Origin of the sequence: Rhodococcoides kroppenstedtii (assembly GCF_900111805.1) — a bacterium.
Taxonomy (GTDB): domain Bacteria; phylum Actinomycetota; class Actinomycetes; order Mycobacteriales; family Mycobacteriaceae; genus Rhodococcoides; species Rhodococcoides kroppenstedtii.
In genome coordinates, this window is sequence record NZ_FOJN01000003.1 from 71,494 (window position 1) to 88,275 (window position 16,782).

At 70.0% G+C, this 16,782-nt stretch carries 16 protein-coding genes; 7 read left to right on the forward strand and 9 right to left on the reverse strand.

What is annotated here, in order from left to right; translation table 11 throughout:
* Positions 1-36: 36 nt before the first annotated feature.
* Both BMZ18_RS04495 and BMZ18_RS04500 read left to right on the forward strand, forming a co-directional pair.
* The gene (locus BMZ18_RS04495) at positions 37-1,347 is read left to right on the forward strand and encodes a Mur ligase family protein (RefSeq protein ID WP_068104083.1); all 1,311 of its coding nucleotides are present in this window, start codon (positions 37-39) and stop codon (positions 1,345-1,347) included.
* Positions 1,340-2,044, forward strand: a complete 705-nt coding sequence (locus BMZ18_RS04500; protein ID WP_068363942.1) for a type 1 glutamine amidotransferase — start codon at positions 1,340-1,342, stop codon at positions 2,042-2,044. Before BMZ18_RS04495 ends, BMZ18_RS04500 begins: the two co-directional genes overlap by 8 nt.
* Positions 2,045-2,292: 248 nt before the next feature.
* On the opposite strand, the gene BMZ18_RS04505 is transcribed toward BMZ18_RS04500, so the two are convergent.
* From BMZ18_RS04505 to BMZ18_RS04520, 4 genes are all read right to left on the reverse strand, one after another.
* Positions 2,293-3,363, reverse strand: a complete 1,071-nt coding sequence (locus BMZ18_RS04505) for an AbrB family protein (RefSeq protein WP_244516410.1) — start codon at positions 3,361-3,363, stop codon at positions 2,293-2,295.
* 20 nt (positions 3,364-3,383) lie between these two features.
* Positions 3,384-3,782: a universal stress protein gene (locus BMZ18_RS04510; RefSeq protein WP_068104087.1), complete on the reverse strand. Its 399-nt coding sequence runs from the start codon at positions 3,780-3,782 to the stop codon at positions 3,384-3,386.
* A 27-nt stretch (positions 3,783-3,809) separates the two neighbouring features.
* Positions 3,810-5,192 (reverse strand): CitMHS family transporter, encoded by a 1,383-nt coding sequence (locus BMZ18_RS04515; RefSeq protein WP_068363936.1) that lies wholly within the window; start codon positions 5,190-5,192, stop codon positions 3,810-3,812.
* A 74-nt stretch (positions 5,193-5,266) separates the two neighbouring features.
* Positions 5,267-6,250, reverse strand: a complete 984-nt coding sequence (locus BMZ18_RS04520; protein ID WP_244516411.1) for a Bug family tripartite tricarboxylate transporter substrate binding protein — start codon at positions 6,248-6,250, stop codon at positions 5,267-5,269.
* A 143-nt stretch (positions 6,251-6,393) separates the two neighbouring features.
* On the opposite strand from BMZ18_RS04520, the gene BMZ18_RS04525 reads away from it, so the two are divergent.
* A complete protein-coding gene (locus BMZ18_RS04525) occupies positions 6,394-8,073 on the forward strand; it encodes a sensor histidine kinase (protein WP_244516412.1) in 1,680 nt (559 codons plus the stop codon).
* 1 nt (position 8,074) lies between these two features.
* On the forward strand, positions 8,075-8,755 hold the full coding sequence (locus BMZ18_RS04530; protein ID WP_068363933.1) for a response regulator: 681 nt from the start codon (positions 8,075-8,077) through the stop codon (positions 8,753-8,755).
* 4 nt (positions 8,756-8,759) lie between these two features.
* Here BMZ18_RS04530 and recR read toward each other — a convergent pair whose 3' ends face one another.
* The 4 genes from recR to BMZ18_RS04550 are packed head-to-tail and all read right to left on the reverse strand — an operon-like array spanning position 8,760 to position 10,496.
* Entirely contained in the window at positions 8,760-9,371 is a 612-nt protein-coding gene (gene recR, locus BMZ18_RS04535; protein ID WP_068104096.1) for a recombination mediator RecR, read from the reverse strand.
* Between the two features lie 10 nt (positions 9,372-9,381).
* Positions 9,382-9,720, reverse strand: coding sequence for a YbaB/EbfC family nucleoid-associated protein (locus BMZ18_RS04540; RefSeq protein WP_068104098.1), 339 nt, complete (start codon positions 9,718-9,720; stop codon positions 9,382-9,384).
* Between the two features lie 39 nt (positions 9,721-9,759).
* Positions 9,760-10,065, reverse strand: coding sequence for a hypothetical protein (locus BMZ18_RS04545; RefSeq protein ID WP_068104100.1), 306 nt, complete (start codon positions 10,063-10,065; stop codon positions 9,760-9,762).
* The gene (locus tag BMZ18_RS04550) at positions 10,062-10,496 is read right to left on the reverse strand and encodes an SRPBCC family protein (RefSeq protein WP_068363930.1); all 435 of its coding nucleotides are present in this window, start codon (positions 10,494-10,496) and stop codon (positions 10,062-10,064) included. Before BMZ18_RS04550 ends, BMZ18_RS04545 begins: the two co-directional genes overlap by 4 nt.
* A gap of 209 nt (positions 10,497-10,705) precedes the next feature.
* Here BMZ18_RS04550 and BMZ18_RS04555 point away from each other — a divergent pair, with 209 nt between their 5' ends.
* Genes BMZ18_RS04555 through BMZ18_RS04565 form a run of 3 tightly spaced genes read left to right on the forward strand, consistent with a single transcriptional unit; the run spans position 10,706 to position 14,553 of the window.
* Complete coding sequence (locus BMZ18_RS04555) at positions 10,706-12,094, forward strand: FAD-binding oxidoreductase (protein ID WP_068363957.1); 1,389 nt, start codon at positions 10,706-10,708, stop codon at positions 12,092-12,094.
* Entirely contained in the window at positions 12,091-13,404 is a 1,314-nt protein-coding gene (locus BMZ18_RS04560; protein ID WP_068363927.1) for a class I SAM-dependent methyltransferase, read from the forward strand. The genes BMZ18_RS04555 and BMZ18_RS04560 overlap by 4 nt, the downstream gene beginning before the upstream one ends.
* Complete coding sequence (locus BMZ18_RS04565; RefSeq protein WP_068363922.1) at positions 13,405-14,553, forward strand: alpha/beta hydrolase family protein; 1,149 nt, start codon at positions 13,405-13,407, stop codon at positions 14,551-14,553.
* Positions 14,554-14,631: 78 nt separating this feature from the next.
* On the opposite strand, the gene BMZ18_RS04570 is transcribed toward BMZ18_RS04565, so the two are convergent.
* A complete protein-coding gene (locus BMZ18_RS04570) occupies positions 14,632-16,782 on the reverse strand; it encodes a 3-hydroxyacyl-CoA dehydrogenase NAD-binding domain-containing protein (RefSeq protein ID WP_068363919.1) in 2,151 nt (716 codons plus the stop codon).

Sequence of the window (16,782 nt, forward strand, 5' to 3'; positions counted from 1 at the left end):
GGGCGGCTCGGTCGAGGTGTGGGAGAATCGATCACCATGGTCGACAGCACTTCGTCCCGGCGCGCCGCCGCCCCCCGCGGCTCGATCGGCCTGCGGGGCCGGATCGCCCTGGGAGCCGCCTCGGCCACCGCCTGGGCCTCCCGGAAGGCCGGTCGCGGTCAGGGGTCGATGATCGGCGGCCTCGTCGCACTCAAGATCGACCCCGCGCTGATGACGCGCCTGGGTCGCGGGCGCCGCACCGCCGTGATCACCGGCACCAACGGCAAGTCCACGACCACCCGAATGACGGCCGCCGCCCTCGGCACCCTCGGCGAGGTGGCCACGCAGGCCGACGGCGCCAACATGGACGCCGGCATCGTCGCGGCGCTGACGGCCCGTCGCGCCGCCCCCCTGGCCGCGCTCGAGGTGGACGAGCTGCACGTCCCCCACGTCTCCGACGCGGTGAACCCCGAGGTCGTCGTGCTGCTCAACCTCAGCCGCGACCAGTTGGACCGCGTCGGCGAGATCAACATGATCGAGCGGAAACTGCGAGCGGGCCTGGCCCGTCATCCCGAGACGATCGTCGTCGCCAACTGCGACGACGTCCTGGTCACCTCGGCGGCGTTCGACGCGCCGAACGTGGTGTGGGTGGCCGCGGGTGCAGGCTGGGTGAGCGATTCCGTCAGCTGCCCACGCACCGGCGAACCCATCGTGTGGGACGGACCCCGCTGGCGCAGCACGGCGCCCCTCGCGGACGGCCGCGAGTTCGCCCGGCCGGAGCCGTCGTGGTGGCTCGACGACGAAAACCTGTACGGCCCCGACGGTCTCGTGCTGCCGATGTCCCTCGCGCTGCCGGGCCGCGCCAACCGCGGTAACGCGGCCCAGGCCGTCGCAGCCGCCGTCGCGATGGGTGCGCGTGCCGAGGACGCCGTCGCCGCGGTGTCCACGGTCGGTGAGGTCGCCGGACGCTACGGCACGGTGCAGTACGGCCCGCACACCGTCCGAATGTTGTTGGCCAAGAACCCCGCCGGGTGGCAGGAAGCCCTGTCGATGATCGACCCCGACGCCGACGGTCTGGTCATCGCCGTCAACGGTCAGGTCCCCGACGGCGAGGATCTGTCCTGGCTGTGGGACGTGCGATTCGAACATTTCGAGAACACCCGCGTCGTCGCGTCGGGCGAGCGGGCGACCGACCTCGGCGTGCGCCTCACCTACGCCGCCGCCGAGCACGAGGTCGTCGCTGATCCGTTGCGCGCCATCGAGTCCTGCCCTCCCGGCCGGGTCGAGGTGCTGGCGAACTACACCGCGTTCCGCGACCTGGGTCGAGCGCTGGCCCGCGAGACCGCCAAGGAGGCTCCCGGTGCCTGACGCCGTCCGCATCGGCCTGGTCCTGCCCGACGTCATGGGCACCTACGGCGACGGCGGCAACGCCCTCGTTCTGCGTCAACGACTCCGGATGCGAGGACAGGACGCCGAGATCGTCTCCATCACACTGAACGATCCGGTCCCGGACTCCCTCGACGTCTACGTCCTCGGCGGCGCCGAGGACTCGGCGCAACGACTCGCGACCCGACACCTGACGCGGTACCCCGGATTGCAACGTGCCGCCGAACGAGGGGCGCCCGTACTCGCGATCTGCGCCGCCATCCAGGTGCTCGGCCACTGGTACGAGACCAGTTCCGGGGAGCGCGTCGACGGGGTCGGCATGCTCGACCTCACCACCGCGCCGCGGACCGAACGCGCCATCGGCGAGGTGGTCACCCGGCCCGCGACCTCGGCACTGACTCAGACCCTCACGGGCTTCGAGAACCACCGCGGCGGAACCACTCTCGGGTCCGACGCCGTCCCGTTCGCTCGCGTCGAGCGTGGGGTGGGCAACGGTGTCGGCGACGGGACCGAGGGTGTGGTGCAGGGCTCCGTCATCGGCACCTACATGCACGGGCCGGCCCTCGCGCGGAACCCCGAGTTGGCGGATCACCTCCTGGAGACGGCGCTGGGGCGGACGCTGGAGCCGCTGCACCTGCCCGACGTCGAGCAGCTGCGCACGGAGCGTCTGCGCCGCTGACGTCCGCGGGCGCCGGTGCCCACAACTCGCCCGCTCCGACGGGATCCCGGCGATCCGACCGAGTTGTGGACGATCACGCCCGGTTCCGGCGCGAGTTTCGCCACCCGATCCGCCCCGAACCCGCGGATTCGCAGAACTTTCCCCGAGAATGTGCCGAAACTCGCGCGCCGGGCGCCGGTGCCCACAACTCGCGTGAGACGACGGGATCCCGGCGATCCGACCGACCTGTGGACGATCGGGCCCGGCGCTCAGACCCCGACGGCCTCCTGACGCCGTAAGGCCCGCCGGGTGAGAAGCGTGGCGATCACGGGCGCGGCGATCAGCATGAGCACCAGCCGGATCAGCTGCACGCAGGCGACGAAGGTGACGTCGGACCCCGTCGAGGCGGAGACCGCGAGCACTGCGGCCAGGCCGCCGGGGGTGGTGGCGAGGTAGCCGGTGAGCATCGAAGTCCCGGTCAGCTCCGCGAGCAGCCACCCGAACAGCGCGCAGACCACACCCACGCCGACGACGAGGGCCACGGCGTAGGGGAACAGGCGGCCGATCGACCGCAGACTCTGCAGGGTGAAGGCGAGCCCCGCCTGCCATCCGATGATCAGGAACGCCACCGGCAGCACCGCCGCCGGAACGTCGAGCTCGCCGGGCCGGCCGGACAGGGCGCACGCCCCGGACACGAGCAGCGGACCGAGGGTGGCCGGTGCGGGGAGGCGCAGCAGCCGACCGGCGACGATGCCCACCACGACCGCGGCGACGACGAAGCCGAGGGCTGCCCACCACGGGTACGACCGGCCGCCCGTGTCCGGCGCCACCACCGCGTGGGTGTCGGCGTGGAACGCGAAGGTCACCACCAGTGGCATGGTGACCACCACGAGCGCGACGCGCAGGTACTGCACCACGGCGACGACCCGCTCGTCCCCGCCGAGTTCCCGCGCCGCGGCGACGAGTCCGGTGGCGCCGCCCGCGATGAGCGACAGCATCCCCGTTGCGGCGGTCACCTCGCGGTTCAGTGCGAGAAGGGCGCCGGCACCCGCGCTGACCACCAACGTCGCGACGCCGACGAGCACTGCGGGAATCGCGTTGTCGCCCAACGACCTCAACGTGTCCGGATCGATCATGAGCCCGATCGTCACCGCGAGGGCACCCTGCGCCGCCATCGATCCGAGACGCGGCACCCGCGCGGGCCCCAGCCCGGTGAGCGCGAAGATCACCGCGACCACCAGGGCCGCGAAGAGCGACGGCGCCGTCAGACCGGCGGCGTCCAGCGCGACCCAGCCGGCCACGGACACGGCCGTGAGCGCCACCCAGCGGGCGGCGCTCACGGCGACGGTACGAGCTCGGGTCACTTGACCAGCAGCACCGGAATCGAGGTCTCGAGCAGCAGTCGCTGCACCGACTGACCCATGAGGAACTTTCCGACGGCGGAGCGGTGACGCGAACCCACCACCAGCAGTTCGGCTTTCGCGTCCTCGACCAGTCCCAGGAGGGTGCTGACGGCGTCGGGATCCGGCTGGCCCGCCAGCAGCGTCCAGGCCGCGTCGGGTTCCCCGATCTCGTCCAGGCCGGCGAGCACGGCATCCCTGACCGCAGCCGATTCCTTGGCCTCGGACGCCGGGTCCGGCGATCCCGAGAAGGCATGCAGAACAACCAGATCGGTGCCGAGCACGCGAGCCTGGGTGAGGCCCGAGGCCAGCGCGCGACGCCCTTCTGCGGCGGTGTTGTGGACGACGGCGACACTCATGACGTGGTCTCCTCTCGACGGTCGGGATCAGCCCATGGGGATCTGGCCGAGGAGCACACCGACGGCCAGCATCGCCAGCGAGACGACGGTCGCGCGCCAGAGCACCTTCTTGTGGTGGTCGGCCAGCGAGACACCGGCGAGGGTGACCAGCAGCAGGATGGCCGGGACCAGCGGGCTCTGCAGGTGGACGGGCTGACCGGTGATGGAGGCCCGCGCCATCTCGACGGGCTCGATGCCGTACTGGGCGGCGGTCTCGGTGAGCACCGGGAGGATGCCGAAGTAGAAGGCGTCGTTGGTCATGAAGAACGTCAGCGGGATCGACAGCACGCCGGTGATGACGGCGAGGAACGGCCCCATCGAGCTCGGGATCACGCCGAGCAGCCACTCGGCCATGGCCTCGACCATGCCGGTGCCCGAGAACACGCCGGTCAGGACGGCCGCGGCGAGCACCATGGCGACGACGGAGACGATCGAGGCGGAGTGCCGAGCGATGGCCTCGCCCTGCTCCTTGACCTTGGGGAAGTTGACGGTCAGCGCGATCGACGCCGCGATCATGAACAGCACCGGGATGGGCAGGATGTCCATGACGAGGACGACGAGCAGAGCGACGGTCAGAGCCGCGTTGAACCACAACAGCTTCGGGCGCAGGGTGTCACGCTGCGGGTCGAGTCCGTCGATGAACTGGCCGGCTCCGCCGTCGGCGTCGCCACCCGCACCGCCACCGGTCCGGCGCGCGGGGCGAGCCGTGTCGCTGCCGGCACCGCCGACGGACACCATCTCCTGGTCGAAGACGAGCGAGCCGAGACGACGCCGCTCCATGAGACCGAGGTGGACCGAGAAGAGCAGGACGATCACCAGGCCGGCGACGAGCGAGGGCACCATCGGAACGAAGACCTCGGACGGCGAGATGCCGAGCGCGGACGCCGCCCGCACCGTCGGGCCACCCCACGGGATGATGTTCATGGTGCCGTTGGCCAGACCGGCCACGACGGTCAGGATGACCGGGGAGACACCGAGTTTCAGGTAGAGCGGCAACAGCGCGGACGTGACGATGATGAAGGTCGTCGATCCGTCGCCGTCCAGCGAGACCACCATGGCCAGCACGGCGGTGCCGACGACGAGCCTCATGGGATCGTTGCGCACCAGTCGCAGAATGCCGCGCACCAGCGGATCGAACAGGCCGACGTCGATCATGATGCCGAAGAAGATGATCGCGAAGAACAGCAGGGCGGCGGTGGGGGCCAACGACTTGATGCCGTCGGTGATCATGTCGCCGATCCCGAGCCCCGCGCCGGCGAACAGGCCGAAGATGACGGGCACCAGGATCAGCGCGACCACGGGGGTCGCGCGTTTGGTCAGGATCAGGAACATGAAGGCGGCCACCATCAGGAAGCCGAGAATCACCAACATGGGGTCACTCCTCGTTCGGGGTCGGGCAGGGCAGCAGGACGCAGCAGGGCAGGGGTGGAACGGGTGGGCCGCGCTCAGGCGGCGGGATCGAGCGTGGCGGCGACCATGTCCGCCTGATCGCGCAGGAAGGCGCGGAAATCGTCACCGGTCAGGAGGGCGTTCTGCCATCCGTTCCGTTCGGTGAGGCGGGCCCAGTCGTCCGAGGCGACCAGCTCGCCGACCTGCCGGATCAGGGTCCGAACCCGGTCCGGCGGTAGGCCCGGCGGCGCCATCAGACCCCGCCAGTTGTCGAAGACCAGGTCGACGCCCTCCTCGCGCAGGGTGGGTGCGTCGACCCCTGCGACGGCGTCGTCCGAGCTGACGGCCAGTGCACGAACGGTGCCCGACGCGAGCTGGTCCAGGTATTCGCTGACGCCCGTGGTGGCCACGTCCACCTCGCCGGTCAGCAGCGCGGGGAGAAGTTCACCGCCGCCGTCGAACACCCGGTAGCCGGTGGCGTCGGGATCGACGCCGACCGCGCGCGCCAGACGCGTCCGGAACAACCCGTCGGGCCCACCGGTGGCGGATCCGCCGCCGAAGCGGAGGTCGTCGCCGGCCCGCCAGCGGGCCACCAGATCGTCGAGAGTGCGCAGCGGCGACGCCGCCGGCACCAACACCACCTCGGGCTCGGTGACCAGGCGGGCGATCGGCGTCACGTCGTCCAGCGTGTACTCGGACGGGATGGTCGCCAACGCGCCCACGAGGCCGAGGCCCATCATGAGCAGCAGGTGTTCGTTGCCGCGTTCCGCGGCGAGCCGGCCGAGACCGACCACACCGCCCGAGCCGGGCAGCACCAGGACGTCGTCGACCGCGACGCCCTGTGCCGCCCAGGCCCGGGACACGCTGCGGGCGGTCAGGTCGTAACCGCCTCCGGCGACCGACGGGGCGATGATGCGCAGCCCGGGTTGGGGCGCACCGGTCACCATCGACGTGACCGACCCACCGCACGCGGACAGCGCGAGGGTCAGCGCCGTGAGCATCACGAGGATGCCGCGGCGAACACGTCGGATGTCGGTCACGAGTCTCACTCTGGCGCAGCTTGTGACTGTGGTCACCCTTTGGTGCACAGTTCGCGTTGTGTTCATTCTGCGCGCTGCGTCCGCTCCTTTCGGCCCTTCCGATCGGAACGTCCGGGCGACGCGTCGGCGGTACCGTGCAGGTCGTGAGTCGACGGCTGCGGGTCAGACGGACCCTGTCGGCGCAACTCCTCGCGCTCCAACTCCTGATCGTGGTGGCGGTGCTCGTGGTGGTGGGTGCGCTGTCGCTGGCGCAGTCGTCGGCGACGTTCCAGCGTGAGCAGGGTCTACGGGTGCAGTCGGCGGCGGAGAACCTGGCCGCCAACCCCACGGTCCGGCAGTTGCTGCCGAGCGCTCAACCGCGCATCCGCTCGGGTCTGCAGGGCGCGCTGGACTCGGTGCGCGCGGTGTCCGGCCTCGACTACGCACAGCTGACGGACACCGATGGCCGGATCGTCGCTGCGACCGACCCCACGCGCATCGGGGAGACCTCGGCCGACGAAGGCGCGGGCGCACGCGTCGGACGCAGTTGGACGGGACTCGCCGAGACGAGCGAGAACACGGCGCTCGAACCGGGGAAGTCGGTGCAGTCACAAGTTCCCGTGCTCGGTCCCGACGGGGGCATCGTCGGCGTTGCGATCGTGGGTCGCGAGTACCCGTCGGTGTGGTCGAGGCTCGCGCAGTCGACGCCGGACCTGGTGATCTACCTCGCCGTGGCGACGCTGCTGGGAGCGGTCGGCTCGATCCTGCTGGCCCGGCGGGTCAAACGGCAGACGATGGGCCTCGAGGCGGGCGAGATCGTGGACCTGGTCCGCCAACGCCAGGCGATGCTCGAGGGTCTGAAGGAAGCCGTCGTCGCGCTCGACCCGAAGGGCACGGTGCTCCTGCTGAGTCGCAGCGCCCACGACATGCTGGGACTCGGGGCCGACAGCGTGGGCAAGCAGGTCGACGACCTGGGCCTCGACGACCGCATCGAGCGCGTGCTCCGCCACCCGAGCGACGACGGCGATCAGCTGGTGTTGACCGGCGACCGCATCCTGGTCTTCAACACGGTCCCCATCGAGGAGTCGGGACGCATCGTCGCCACCGTGACGACGTTCCGCGACCGGACGGAACTCAGCGAGATCGAGAGCAAGCTCGACATCAGCCGCACCAGTTCGACCGCGCTGCGCGAGCACATCCACGAGTTCGACAACCAACTCCACACCATCTCCGGACTGGTGCAGCTCGGCGAGTACGACGAGGTGGAGCGGTACGTCGACGGCATCACCGAGCACCGCGAAAGGCTCACCTCGGCCGTGACCGACCGCGTCGCCGACCTGGGGGTCGCGGCGCTGCTCATCGCCAAGATCGGCGCGGCGGCCGCCCGGTCGGTGACCGTCGAACTCACCCCGGATTCGTCCCTGCGGCGCGCCGACGACGACGCCTCGCGAGACCTGTGCACGGTGGTGGGCAATCTCGTCGACAACGCCGTCGACGCCCTCCTCGAGCACGGAACGCCGGATGCCACCGTGCGGGTGACCATCACGCAGGACGACGACGACCGCGTCACGGTGACGGTGGCCGACAACGGTCCCGGCATCGCCGACGCCGACGTCGACCGCGTCTTCGAGCAGGGGTGGAGCACGAAGGGGACGTCGACGGACGGGCACGGTTTCGGCCTCGCGCTGGTGCGGGTGGTCTGCCGCCGCGGGAGCGGCGAGGTCCGGGTGCGGACCGTGGGCACGACCGAGGCGGCGGAGAATGGTCGCTGGACGGTGTTCGTCGCGACCCTCGACGTCCCGTCCAGGGCGCACGAGGCGGCGAGCGCGGGGAAGGAACGATGACGTGCTGAAGGTCCTGGTGGTCGACGACGACTTCATGGTCGCCCGTGTCCACACCGGTTTCGTGGGCAAGGTGCCCGGGTTCGAGGTCTGCGGCGTCGCCCACACGGCGCAGGAGGCGTTGGAGAAGGTGGAGTCCGCCCGGCCCGACCTGGTGCTGCTCGACGTGCACCTGCCCGGGGTGACGGGCCTCGATCTGATCGCCCCGTTCCGCGAGATCATCCCGGACCTGGACGTGCTGGTGATCACCAGCGAGCGCGAGGCCGACTCGGTGCAGCGGGCCCTGCGCTCGGGTGCGGTGCACTATCTGATCAAGCCGTTCAAGTTCGCTGCGCTGCAGGAGCGACTGGACCACTATCGGCACACCCGTGAGGCGTTGGCGGCCGCGCAAGAAGCGGAGCAGGACGCCGTCGACAAGGCGTTCGGCCTGCGCGGCTCGCCGTCCCGACTGCCGAAAGGGCTGAGCGCGGAGACGCTCGCCACCGTCGAGCAGCAGCTGCGCGAGGTGGAGACCGAGGACCCGGGGCGAGCGGTGTCGGCCAGCGCGATGGCCGACCGCACCGGCATGTCCCGGTCCAGTGCGCGTCGGTACCTCGAGTACCTGTCGGACGTCGACAAGGTGCTCGTCTCGCTGGACTACGGCAGTGTGGGGCGCCCGGAACGGCTGTACCGGTTGCGGCGGTAGGGGGCTACCCCATCACGCGGCGGCCGGCCACCGCGCGTCCGAGCGTGAGCTCGTCGGCGAACTCGAGATCGCCGCCCATCGGCAGTCCCGACGCGAGCCGGGTCACCGACAGGCCGGGGAAGTCGCGCAGCATGCGCAGGAGGTACGTCGCGGTCGCCTCGCCCTCGGTGTTGGGATCGGTTGCGATGATCACCTCGGTGACGTCGACCCCGTCATCCTGAGTGCCGATGCGCGTCAACAACTCTCGCACCCGCAGTTGGTCCGGGCCGATGCCGCTGAGCGGATCCAGCGCGCCCCCGAGCACGTGGTAGCGCCCCTTGAACTCGCGGGTGCGCTCCACGGCCTGCACGTCTTTCGGCTCCTCGACCACGCAGATGATCGAGCGGTCACGCCGCGGATCGGCGCAGATGCGGCACTGCTCCTTGTCCGAGACGGTCCCGCAGATGGTGCAGAACTGCACCCCGTCACGAATGCGGGCGAGCGCGTTCTGCAACCGGTCTATGTCCGGCGCCTCGACTCCGAGAAGGTGAAAGGCGATGCGCTGCGCGCTCTTCGGACCGACCCCGGGCAGCTTGCCCAACTCGTCGATCAGGTCCTGAACCGGTCCCTCGTACACCCCGAGCGACCTAGAAGCCGGGCAGACCCGGCATGCCGCCACCGCCCAGCCCGGCCAGCGGCCCGAGCTTCTGCGAGGCCACCTCGCCGGCCGCGCGCGAGGCGTCGGCGAGGGCGCCGACGATGAGATCCTGCAGCGTCTCGACGTCCTCGGGATCGACCACCTTGGGGTCGATGGTGATGCCCGTGACCTCGCCGCTCCCGGTGACGGTGGCGACGACGAGCCCGTTCCCCGCGCTGCCGGTGACCTCCGTCGCGGCGATCTCGGCCTGCGCGGCCATCAGTTGCTGCTGCATCTGCTGCGCCTGCTGGAGCAGCTGGGACATGTCGGGCTGATCGCCGGGTTGCACCGTCGGTGTCCTCTCGGAGGGGGAAAGCGTGCGTCCAGCCTAGTCGTCCGTACCGACATCGCCCGGCCGCGGGACCCGGGCCTCCCAGCGTCGTCGGCGTTCGTCGTCGCTCTGCTCCCACCACGGGGTGCCGCGCTCGCCGAGCGCGACCTTGGCCGCCTGCACACCGGCGCGCGACTCCGGCGCGCCGCCGGTGCGCCGCACGTCGCGTCGCCACGCCATGAGAATCGACCGCAGTTCGGCCTGCCGGTCCTCCGGGATGGCCGGATCGGTCGCCCGCCAGCGACGCCCGTCGATCACCACGTAGTGGCCGTCGGGCGTTCGCTCGGGGCCGGACTCGCTCACCCGACCTGGCGGGAGAGGTTCCTGAGGACCTGCGCCTGGATCTTCTTCAGGCCGAGCGGGGCGAACGTCTTCTCGAAGAACCCGCCGATGCCGCCGGCGCCGGTCCACTCGGTGGTGGTGGTGACCTCGGTGCCCTGACCCGCCGGCGCCACGCGGTACGTGGTGACCATGGAGGAATTGGCGTCCGTCTCGGTGATCGTGTCGCCGACGACGCGAACGGTGGCGCGGACGTCGCGCGCACGCTTCTTCGTGGCCTGCAGGGTCCAGGTGGCCACGGTGCCGTCGCCCTGACCGCCCTCGACGACGGTGAAGTCCCGGTACTGCTCGGGCAGGATCCGCGGGCGCACGGTCTGGTAGTCCGACAGCGCCGCCAGCACCTGCTCCGGGGTCGCGGCGACGGTGTGGGACGTGCTGGCGCTGACCTTGGCCATGAACGCATTCCTCCTGAGCGTCGGGGGTCTTTCGTCCCATTCTTCCACGGTGCGCACGGTCCCCTCGACGCTGCCGAGAGACGTCCACCCGGCAACGGTTGCGTGACGGACCCCCACCATCCGTAGTCCTGCGAACGATCGCGATATAGCGTTCTCGCGTGGATCGCACCGTTCAGTCTCCGACCGGCAACACTCCGGGCCCGCACGAGGTGGGCGCGGCCGCGCACGCCGAGGGCGTCCGACGCCTGGTCGCGAGCTATCGGGCCATCCCGCGCGAGCAGACGGTCCGGCTGGCCAAGAAGACCTCCAACCTCTTCCGGGCCCGCCAGGACACCCGCGTTCCCGGACTCGACGTGTCCGGTCTCGGCAAGGTGATCTCGGTCGATCCCGTCGCGCGCACCGCCGACGTGCAGGGGATGTGCACGTACGAGACCCTGGTGGACGCGACCCTGCGCTACGGACTGGTGCCGCTGGTGGTGCCGCAGCTCAAGACCATCACCCTCGGCGGCGCGGTCACGGGCCTCGGCATCGAATCGACGTCGTTCCGCAACGGCCTCCCCCACGAGAGCCTGCTGGAGGTGGACGTGCTGACCGGCGCGGGCGAGGTGGTCACCGCGCGCCCCGAGGGCGAGCACGCGGACCTGTTCCACGCGTTCCCCAACTCTTACGGCACGCTCGGCTACTCGACCCGCCTGCGCATCGAACTCGAGGCCGTCCCGCCCTACGTCGCGCTGCGCCACGTCCGGTTCCACGACCTGCAGTCGGTCCAGGACGCGATGGACGCGATCGTCGACGCCGGTGAGTACCGCGGCGAGCGCGTCGACTACCTCGACGGTGTGGTGTTCACCGACTCCGAGGCGTATCTGACCCTCGGCCGGCAGACCGACGAGCCCGGGCCGGTGAGCGACTACACCGGCATGCAGATCTACTACCGCTCGATCCAGCACGACGACCACGACGACGCAACCACGCCCCGCACCGACCGTCTCACCGTGCACGACTACCTCTGGCGGTGGGACACGGACTGGTTCTGGTGCTCGCGAGCGTTCGGCACCCAGAACCCGCGGATCCGACGGTTCTGGCCGCGCCGCTACCTCCGGAGCAGCGTCTACTGGAAGCTGATCGCGCTCGACCGGAAGTACGACATCGCCGACCGGCTCGAACGCCGCAAGGGCAACCCGATCCGCGAACGCGTGGTGCAGGACATCGAGGTCCCGATCGAGAACACCGCCGCGTTCCTGCGGTGGTTCCTGGACGAAATCCCGATCGAACCGCTGTGGCTCTGCCCGCTGCGCCTTCGCAGTGGCACGCGGGAGTGGCCGCTGTATCCGCTGCGCGCCGGCCACACGTACGTCAACGTCGGGTTCTGGTCCTCGGTGCCCGTCGAGGAGGGCGCTCCCGAGGGCGCCGCCAACCGCCGCATCGAGCGCCGCGTGTCCGAGCTCGACGGCCACAAGTCCCTCTACTCGGACTCGTTCTACGACCGGGACGAGTTCGACGCGCTCTACGGCGGGAACCAGTACTCCCGCGTCAAGAAGATCTACGACCCCGATTCACGTCTGTTGGATCTGTACTCGAAGGCGGTGCAACGTCGATGACCCTGTTCCGAGAGAACTACAAGGACTATCAGGTCGGCTCCCCCAAGCTGACGATCGCGGAGATCCTCGAGCAGTTCACCGAGGGCGACATTCCGGTGCGCTTCAGCGCGTACGACGGCTCCGTGGCGGGCGACCCCGACTCGGCCTACGGACTGAACCTGCTCACGCCCCGCGGAACGACGTACATCGCCACGGCTCCCGGCGATCTCGGGATGGCGCGTGCGTACGTCTCCGGTGACCTCGAGATCGTCGGCGCCCACCCGGGCGACCCGTACGACGTGCTGCGCATGCTCGGCGACGACCTCCACTTCAAGCGCCCCTCGGCGCGGACGTTGGCGGCGATCACCCGCTCGCTCGGCTGGGAACTGTTGCGTCCCATCGCCCCGCCGCCGCAGGAGTCGCTGCCGCGGTGGCGGCGGATCGCCGAAGGACTGCGGCACAGCAAGACTCGCGACGCGGACAGCATCCACCACCACTACGACGTCTCGAACACGTTCTACGAGTACGTGCTCGGCGAGTCCATGACCTACACGTGTGCGGCGTACCCGACGGAGGACGCGACACTCGAGGAGGCCCAGGAGAACAAGTACCGCCTGGTCTTCGAGAAGTTGCGGTTGAAGGAAGGCGACCGGCTGCTCGACATCGGCTGCGGATGGGGCTCGATGGTGCGCTACGCCGCCCGCCGCGGCGTCCGCGTCATCGGCGCGACCCTGTCGGCGGAGCAGGCGGAGTGGGCCCAGCGGGCCATCGAGGCAGAGGGCCTCGGCCACCTCGCCGAGGTGCGCCACAGCGACTACCGCGACATCGCCGAGACCGGCTTCGACGCCGTGTCCTCCATCGGGCTCACCGAACACATCGGCGTCGCGAACTACCCGGCGTACTTCGGCTTCATCGCGAGCAAGCTGCGGCCCGGCGGGCTGGTTCTCAACCACTGCATCACCCGACCGGACAACCGGTCCGCCGCCCGCGCGGGCGGGTTCATCGATCGGTACGTCTTCCCCGACGGCGAACTCACCGGATCCGGCCGCATCATCACCGAGATGCAGGACATCGGCCTCGAGGTGCGGCACGAGGAGAACCTCCGCGAGCACTACGCCCTCACGTTGCGCGACTGGTGCCGCAACCTCGTGGACAACTGGGACGCGTGCGTTGCCGAGGTCGGCGAAGGTACCGCCCGCGTCTGGGGTCTCTACATGGCCGGATCGCGACTCGGCTTCGAGCGCAACGTCGTTCAACTCCACCAGGTTCTCGCGGTCAAGCCCGACGGCAATCGCTCTCGCCTGCCGCTGCGTCCGTGGTGGAATGGCTGAGTGACCCTCTCCTTCCGCCGCGCCGCCGCCGTCGTCACCTGCGTTGTCGCGGGCCTCGTGCCCACCGTTCTCACCGGGCCGGCTGCGTCGGCCGCACCGGCCTCCGAGCCCGGGGCGCTGCTGTCGAGCTCGCCGCTCGCGGAGGATCTGCTTCCCGACGGTGCGGCGTCCGGCACGCTGGTGCGCTACAGCACGCTCCGCACGGCGGGCCAAACCGGGGAGTCGACCGGGCTGGTCTACGTGCCCGAGGGCGAGACGCCGGCCGGCGGATGGCCGGTGGTCTCGTTCGCGCACGGCACCACGGGCGTCGCCGACGCCTGCACCCCCTCGCTGACCGGCGGGACGGAGTACGAACGGCCGGCCATCACCGAGTGGCTGCGGAACGGCTATGCCGTCGCCGCCACCGATTACGCCGGCCTGGGCACGCCGGGTGTGCACGCGTACCTCGACGGCCCCGCATCGGGGGCCAACGTCGTCGACATCGTGCGCACCGCACACCGGCTCCTCGGCGACGAGCTGTCCCCGCGCTGGCTCGCCACCGGACTCTCGCAGGGCGGCAACGCCGCGTACTTCGCCGCCGCCGTCGGGACCGAGCGCGCGCCGGAACTCGACTACCGCGGCGCCGTTCCCATCGCCGGGCCGACGCAGCTGGACACGCTGCTTCCTCCGTCGGGACCGGTCTTCCCGCCGATCGCCCCGAGCGGATACGTCGGGTACGTGATGTACATCCTGGCCGGATTGAACGATCAGCGGCCGGACCTGCACGTCCCGAGCTACCTCACGCCCCGCGGGCTGGATTACCTGAACGCCGCGACCACGTTGTGCGGCAACGACTTCCGAGCGTTCCGAGAGGCCAACCCGGTGGTGCTGCGCGATCTGCTCACGCGCCCGCTCGACGACCCCGCGATGAACGCGACGCTGCGCGAGATGCAGGCCGTCCCCATCGCGGGGTACGACCGGCCCCTGCTGGTCACGCAGAGCCTGGTCGACCAGACCGTGCCGGCGCCGCTGACCTTCGTGCAGACCGCGCGCATGTCCGCGGCCGGCACGGATCATCGGCTCGTCACGTTCCCGGACGCCGACCACGTGGGCACGCTGATGGCCTCGATGCCGGCGGCTCTGGACTTCGCTCGCACCGTGATCGGCTGACCACCGACCGACCCCGACCAGCACGCGACCCCCGCCCTCCCGTTGCCGGGAGTGCGGGGGTCGCGTCGTTCTCGTGCGTCAGCGCAGGGACTGGGGCGGGGTGAACCGCTCGCCGTACTGCTTGGCCAGCTCCTCCGCGCGGGCCACGAAGGCCTCCTTGCCCACGGTGCCGTCCGCGGCCTCGTAGCCGACGATGTACTGGTGCACACCACCGGTCCACGCCGGGAAGCCGATGCCGAAGATGGAACCGATGTTGGCGTCGGCGGTGGTGTTCAGCACGCCCTCGTCGAAGCACTTCTGCGTCTCGATGGCCTCGATGAACAGCATGCGCTCCTTGAGATCCTCGAACGGGATCTCGGCGGTGCCGGACTTGAACGCGTCACGCAGCCCGGACCACAGACCGGCGCGCTTGCCGTCGACGTACTCGTAGAAGCCGGCACCCTTCGCCTTCGACGGACGCTCGAACTCGTCGACCATCTTGTCGATCACGGAGCCCGCAGGATCCTCCGGCGGCGTGCCGCCGGCGGCGACCACCGCGTCGTAGGTCTCCTTGCGGATCTTCTGCATGAGGGTGAGCGTCAGCTCGTCCGACAGCTGCAGCGGCGGCGCGGGGTAGCCCGCCTGCAGGCCCGCCTGCTCGATCGACGACGGCTCGACGCCCTCGCCGAGCATCGCGATGGCCTCGTTGATGAAGGTGCCGATCACGCGCGAGGTGAAGAAGCCGCGGCTGTCGTTGACGACGATCGGGGTCTTCTTGATGGCCTGCACGAGGTCGAATGCCTTGGCCAGAGCCGCATCCGAGGTCTTCTCACCGCGGATGATCTCCACCAGCGGCATCTTGTCGACGGGCGAGAAGAAGTGGATGCCGATGAAGTCCTCCTGCCGCTTCACACCGGTGGCGAGACCGGTGATCGGGAGCGTGGAGGTGTTGGAGCCGAGCAGCGCGTCGGGTGCCACCAGGTCCTCGATCTCCTGGAAGACCTTGTGCTTGAGGTCCTGCGACTCGAAGACGGCCTCGATCACCAGATCCGCGCCCTCGACGTCCTTCGCGTCGGCGGTGGGGTGGATGCGGGCGAGCAGCGCGTCCGACTTCTCCTGCGTGGTCTTGCCGCGCGAGAGGGCCTTCGCCTCGATGGCCTCCGAGTACGCCTTGCCCTTCTCGGCGGACGCGAGCTCGACGTCCTTGAGCACCACGTCGATTCCGGCCTTGGCGCACACGTAGGCGATGCCGGCGCCCATCATGCCGGCGCCGAGCACGGCCACCTTGGAGAACTGCGTCTTCTCGTAGCCGTCGGGACGCGACTTGCCGGCGTTGATCGCCTGCAGGTCGAAGAAGAACGCCTGGATCATGTTCTTCGACACCTGACCGGTGACCAGCGAGGTGAAGTAGCGCGACTCGATGGTGGACGCGTTGTCGAAGTCGACCTGCGAACCCTCCACGGCCGCAGCCAGAATGGCGAGCGGAGCCGGCATGTTGGCGCCCTTGATCTGCTTGCGCAGGTTGGACGGGAAGGCCGGAAGGATCTGGGCCAGCTTGGGATTCGACGGCGTACCGCCGGGGATCTTGTAGCCCTTGACGTCCCACGGTGCGACGCCGCCCTCGGGGTTGGCCTTGATCCACGCCTTGGCGGCCGGGACCAGTTCCTCGACACTGCCGACGACCTCGTCGACCAGACCGAGTTCCTTCGCCTTGGCGACGCGGAACCGGGTGCCCTGCGAGAGGACCGACATGAAGCCGTTCTGAATGCCCATCATGCGCGTGATGCGGGTGACGCCGCCGCCGCCGGGGAGCAGGCCGAGAGATACCTCGGGCAGACCGAGCTGCACGCCGGGCACGTCCGCCGCGATGCGGTGGTGCGTGGCCAGCGCGATCTCGAGGCCGCCGCCGAGCGCAGCGCCGTTGATGGCGGCGACGACGGGCTTGCCGAGGGTCTCCAGGCGGCGCAGCTGCGCCTTGATCAGCTGCACCTCCTCGAACACCTGCGCGGCGTCGTCCTTGGTCGCCTTGATCATGTTCTTGAGGTCGCCGCCGGCGAAGAAGGTCTTCTTCGCCGAGGTGACGACGACACCGGTGATGGAGTCCTTCTCGGCCTCGAGGCGGTCCACGGTGGCGCCCATCGAGTTCTTGTAGGTCTCGTTCATCGTGTTGGCGCTCTGGCCGGGATCGTTCATCGTCAGCGTGACGATGCCGTCGGCGTCCTGATCCCACTCGATCATGTTCTCGCTCAT

Excerpts from the sequence above, each read along its gene's own strand:
- BMZ18_RS04495 (WP_068104083.1), top strand. The coding sequence starts at position 37 with ATGGTCGACAGCACTTCGTCCCGGCGCGCCGCCGCCCCCCGCGGCTCG.
- BMZ18_RS04510 (WP_068104087.1), bottom strand. The coding sequence starts at position 3,782 with ATGAGTGTCGCCGTCGTCCACAACACCGCCGCAGAAGGGCGTCGCGCG.
- BMZ18_RS04515 (WP_068363936.1), bottom strand. The coding sequence starts at position 5,192 with ATGTTGGTGATTCTCGGCTTCCTGATGGTGGCCGCCTTCATGTTCCTG.
- BMZ18_RS04550 (WP_068363930.1), bottom strand. The coding sequence starts at position 10,496 with ATGGCCAAGGTCAGCGCCAGCACGTCCCACACCGTCGCCGCGACCCCG.
- BMZ18_RS04560 (WP_068363927.1), top strand. The coding sequence starts at position 12,091 with ATGACCCTGTTCCGAGAGAACTACAAGGACTATCAGGTCGGCTCCCCC.
- BMZ18_RS04570 (WP_068363919.1), bottom strand. The coding sequence starts at position 16,782 with ATGAGCGAGAACATGATCGAGTGGGATCAGGACGCCGACGGCATCGTC.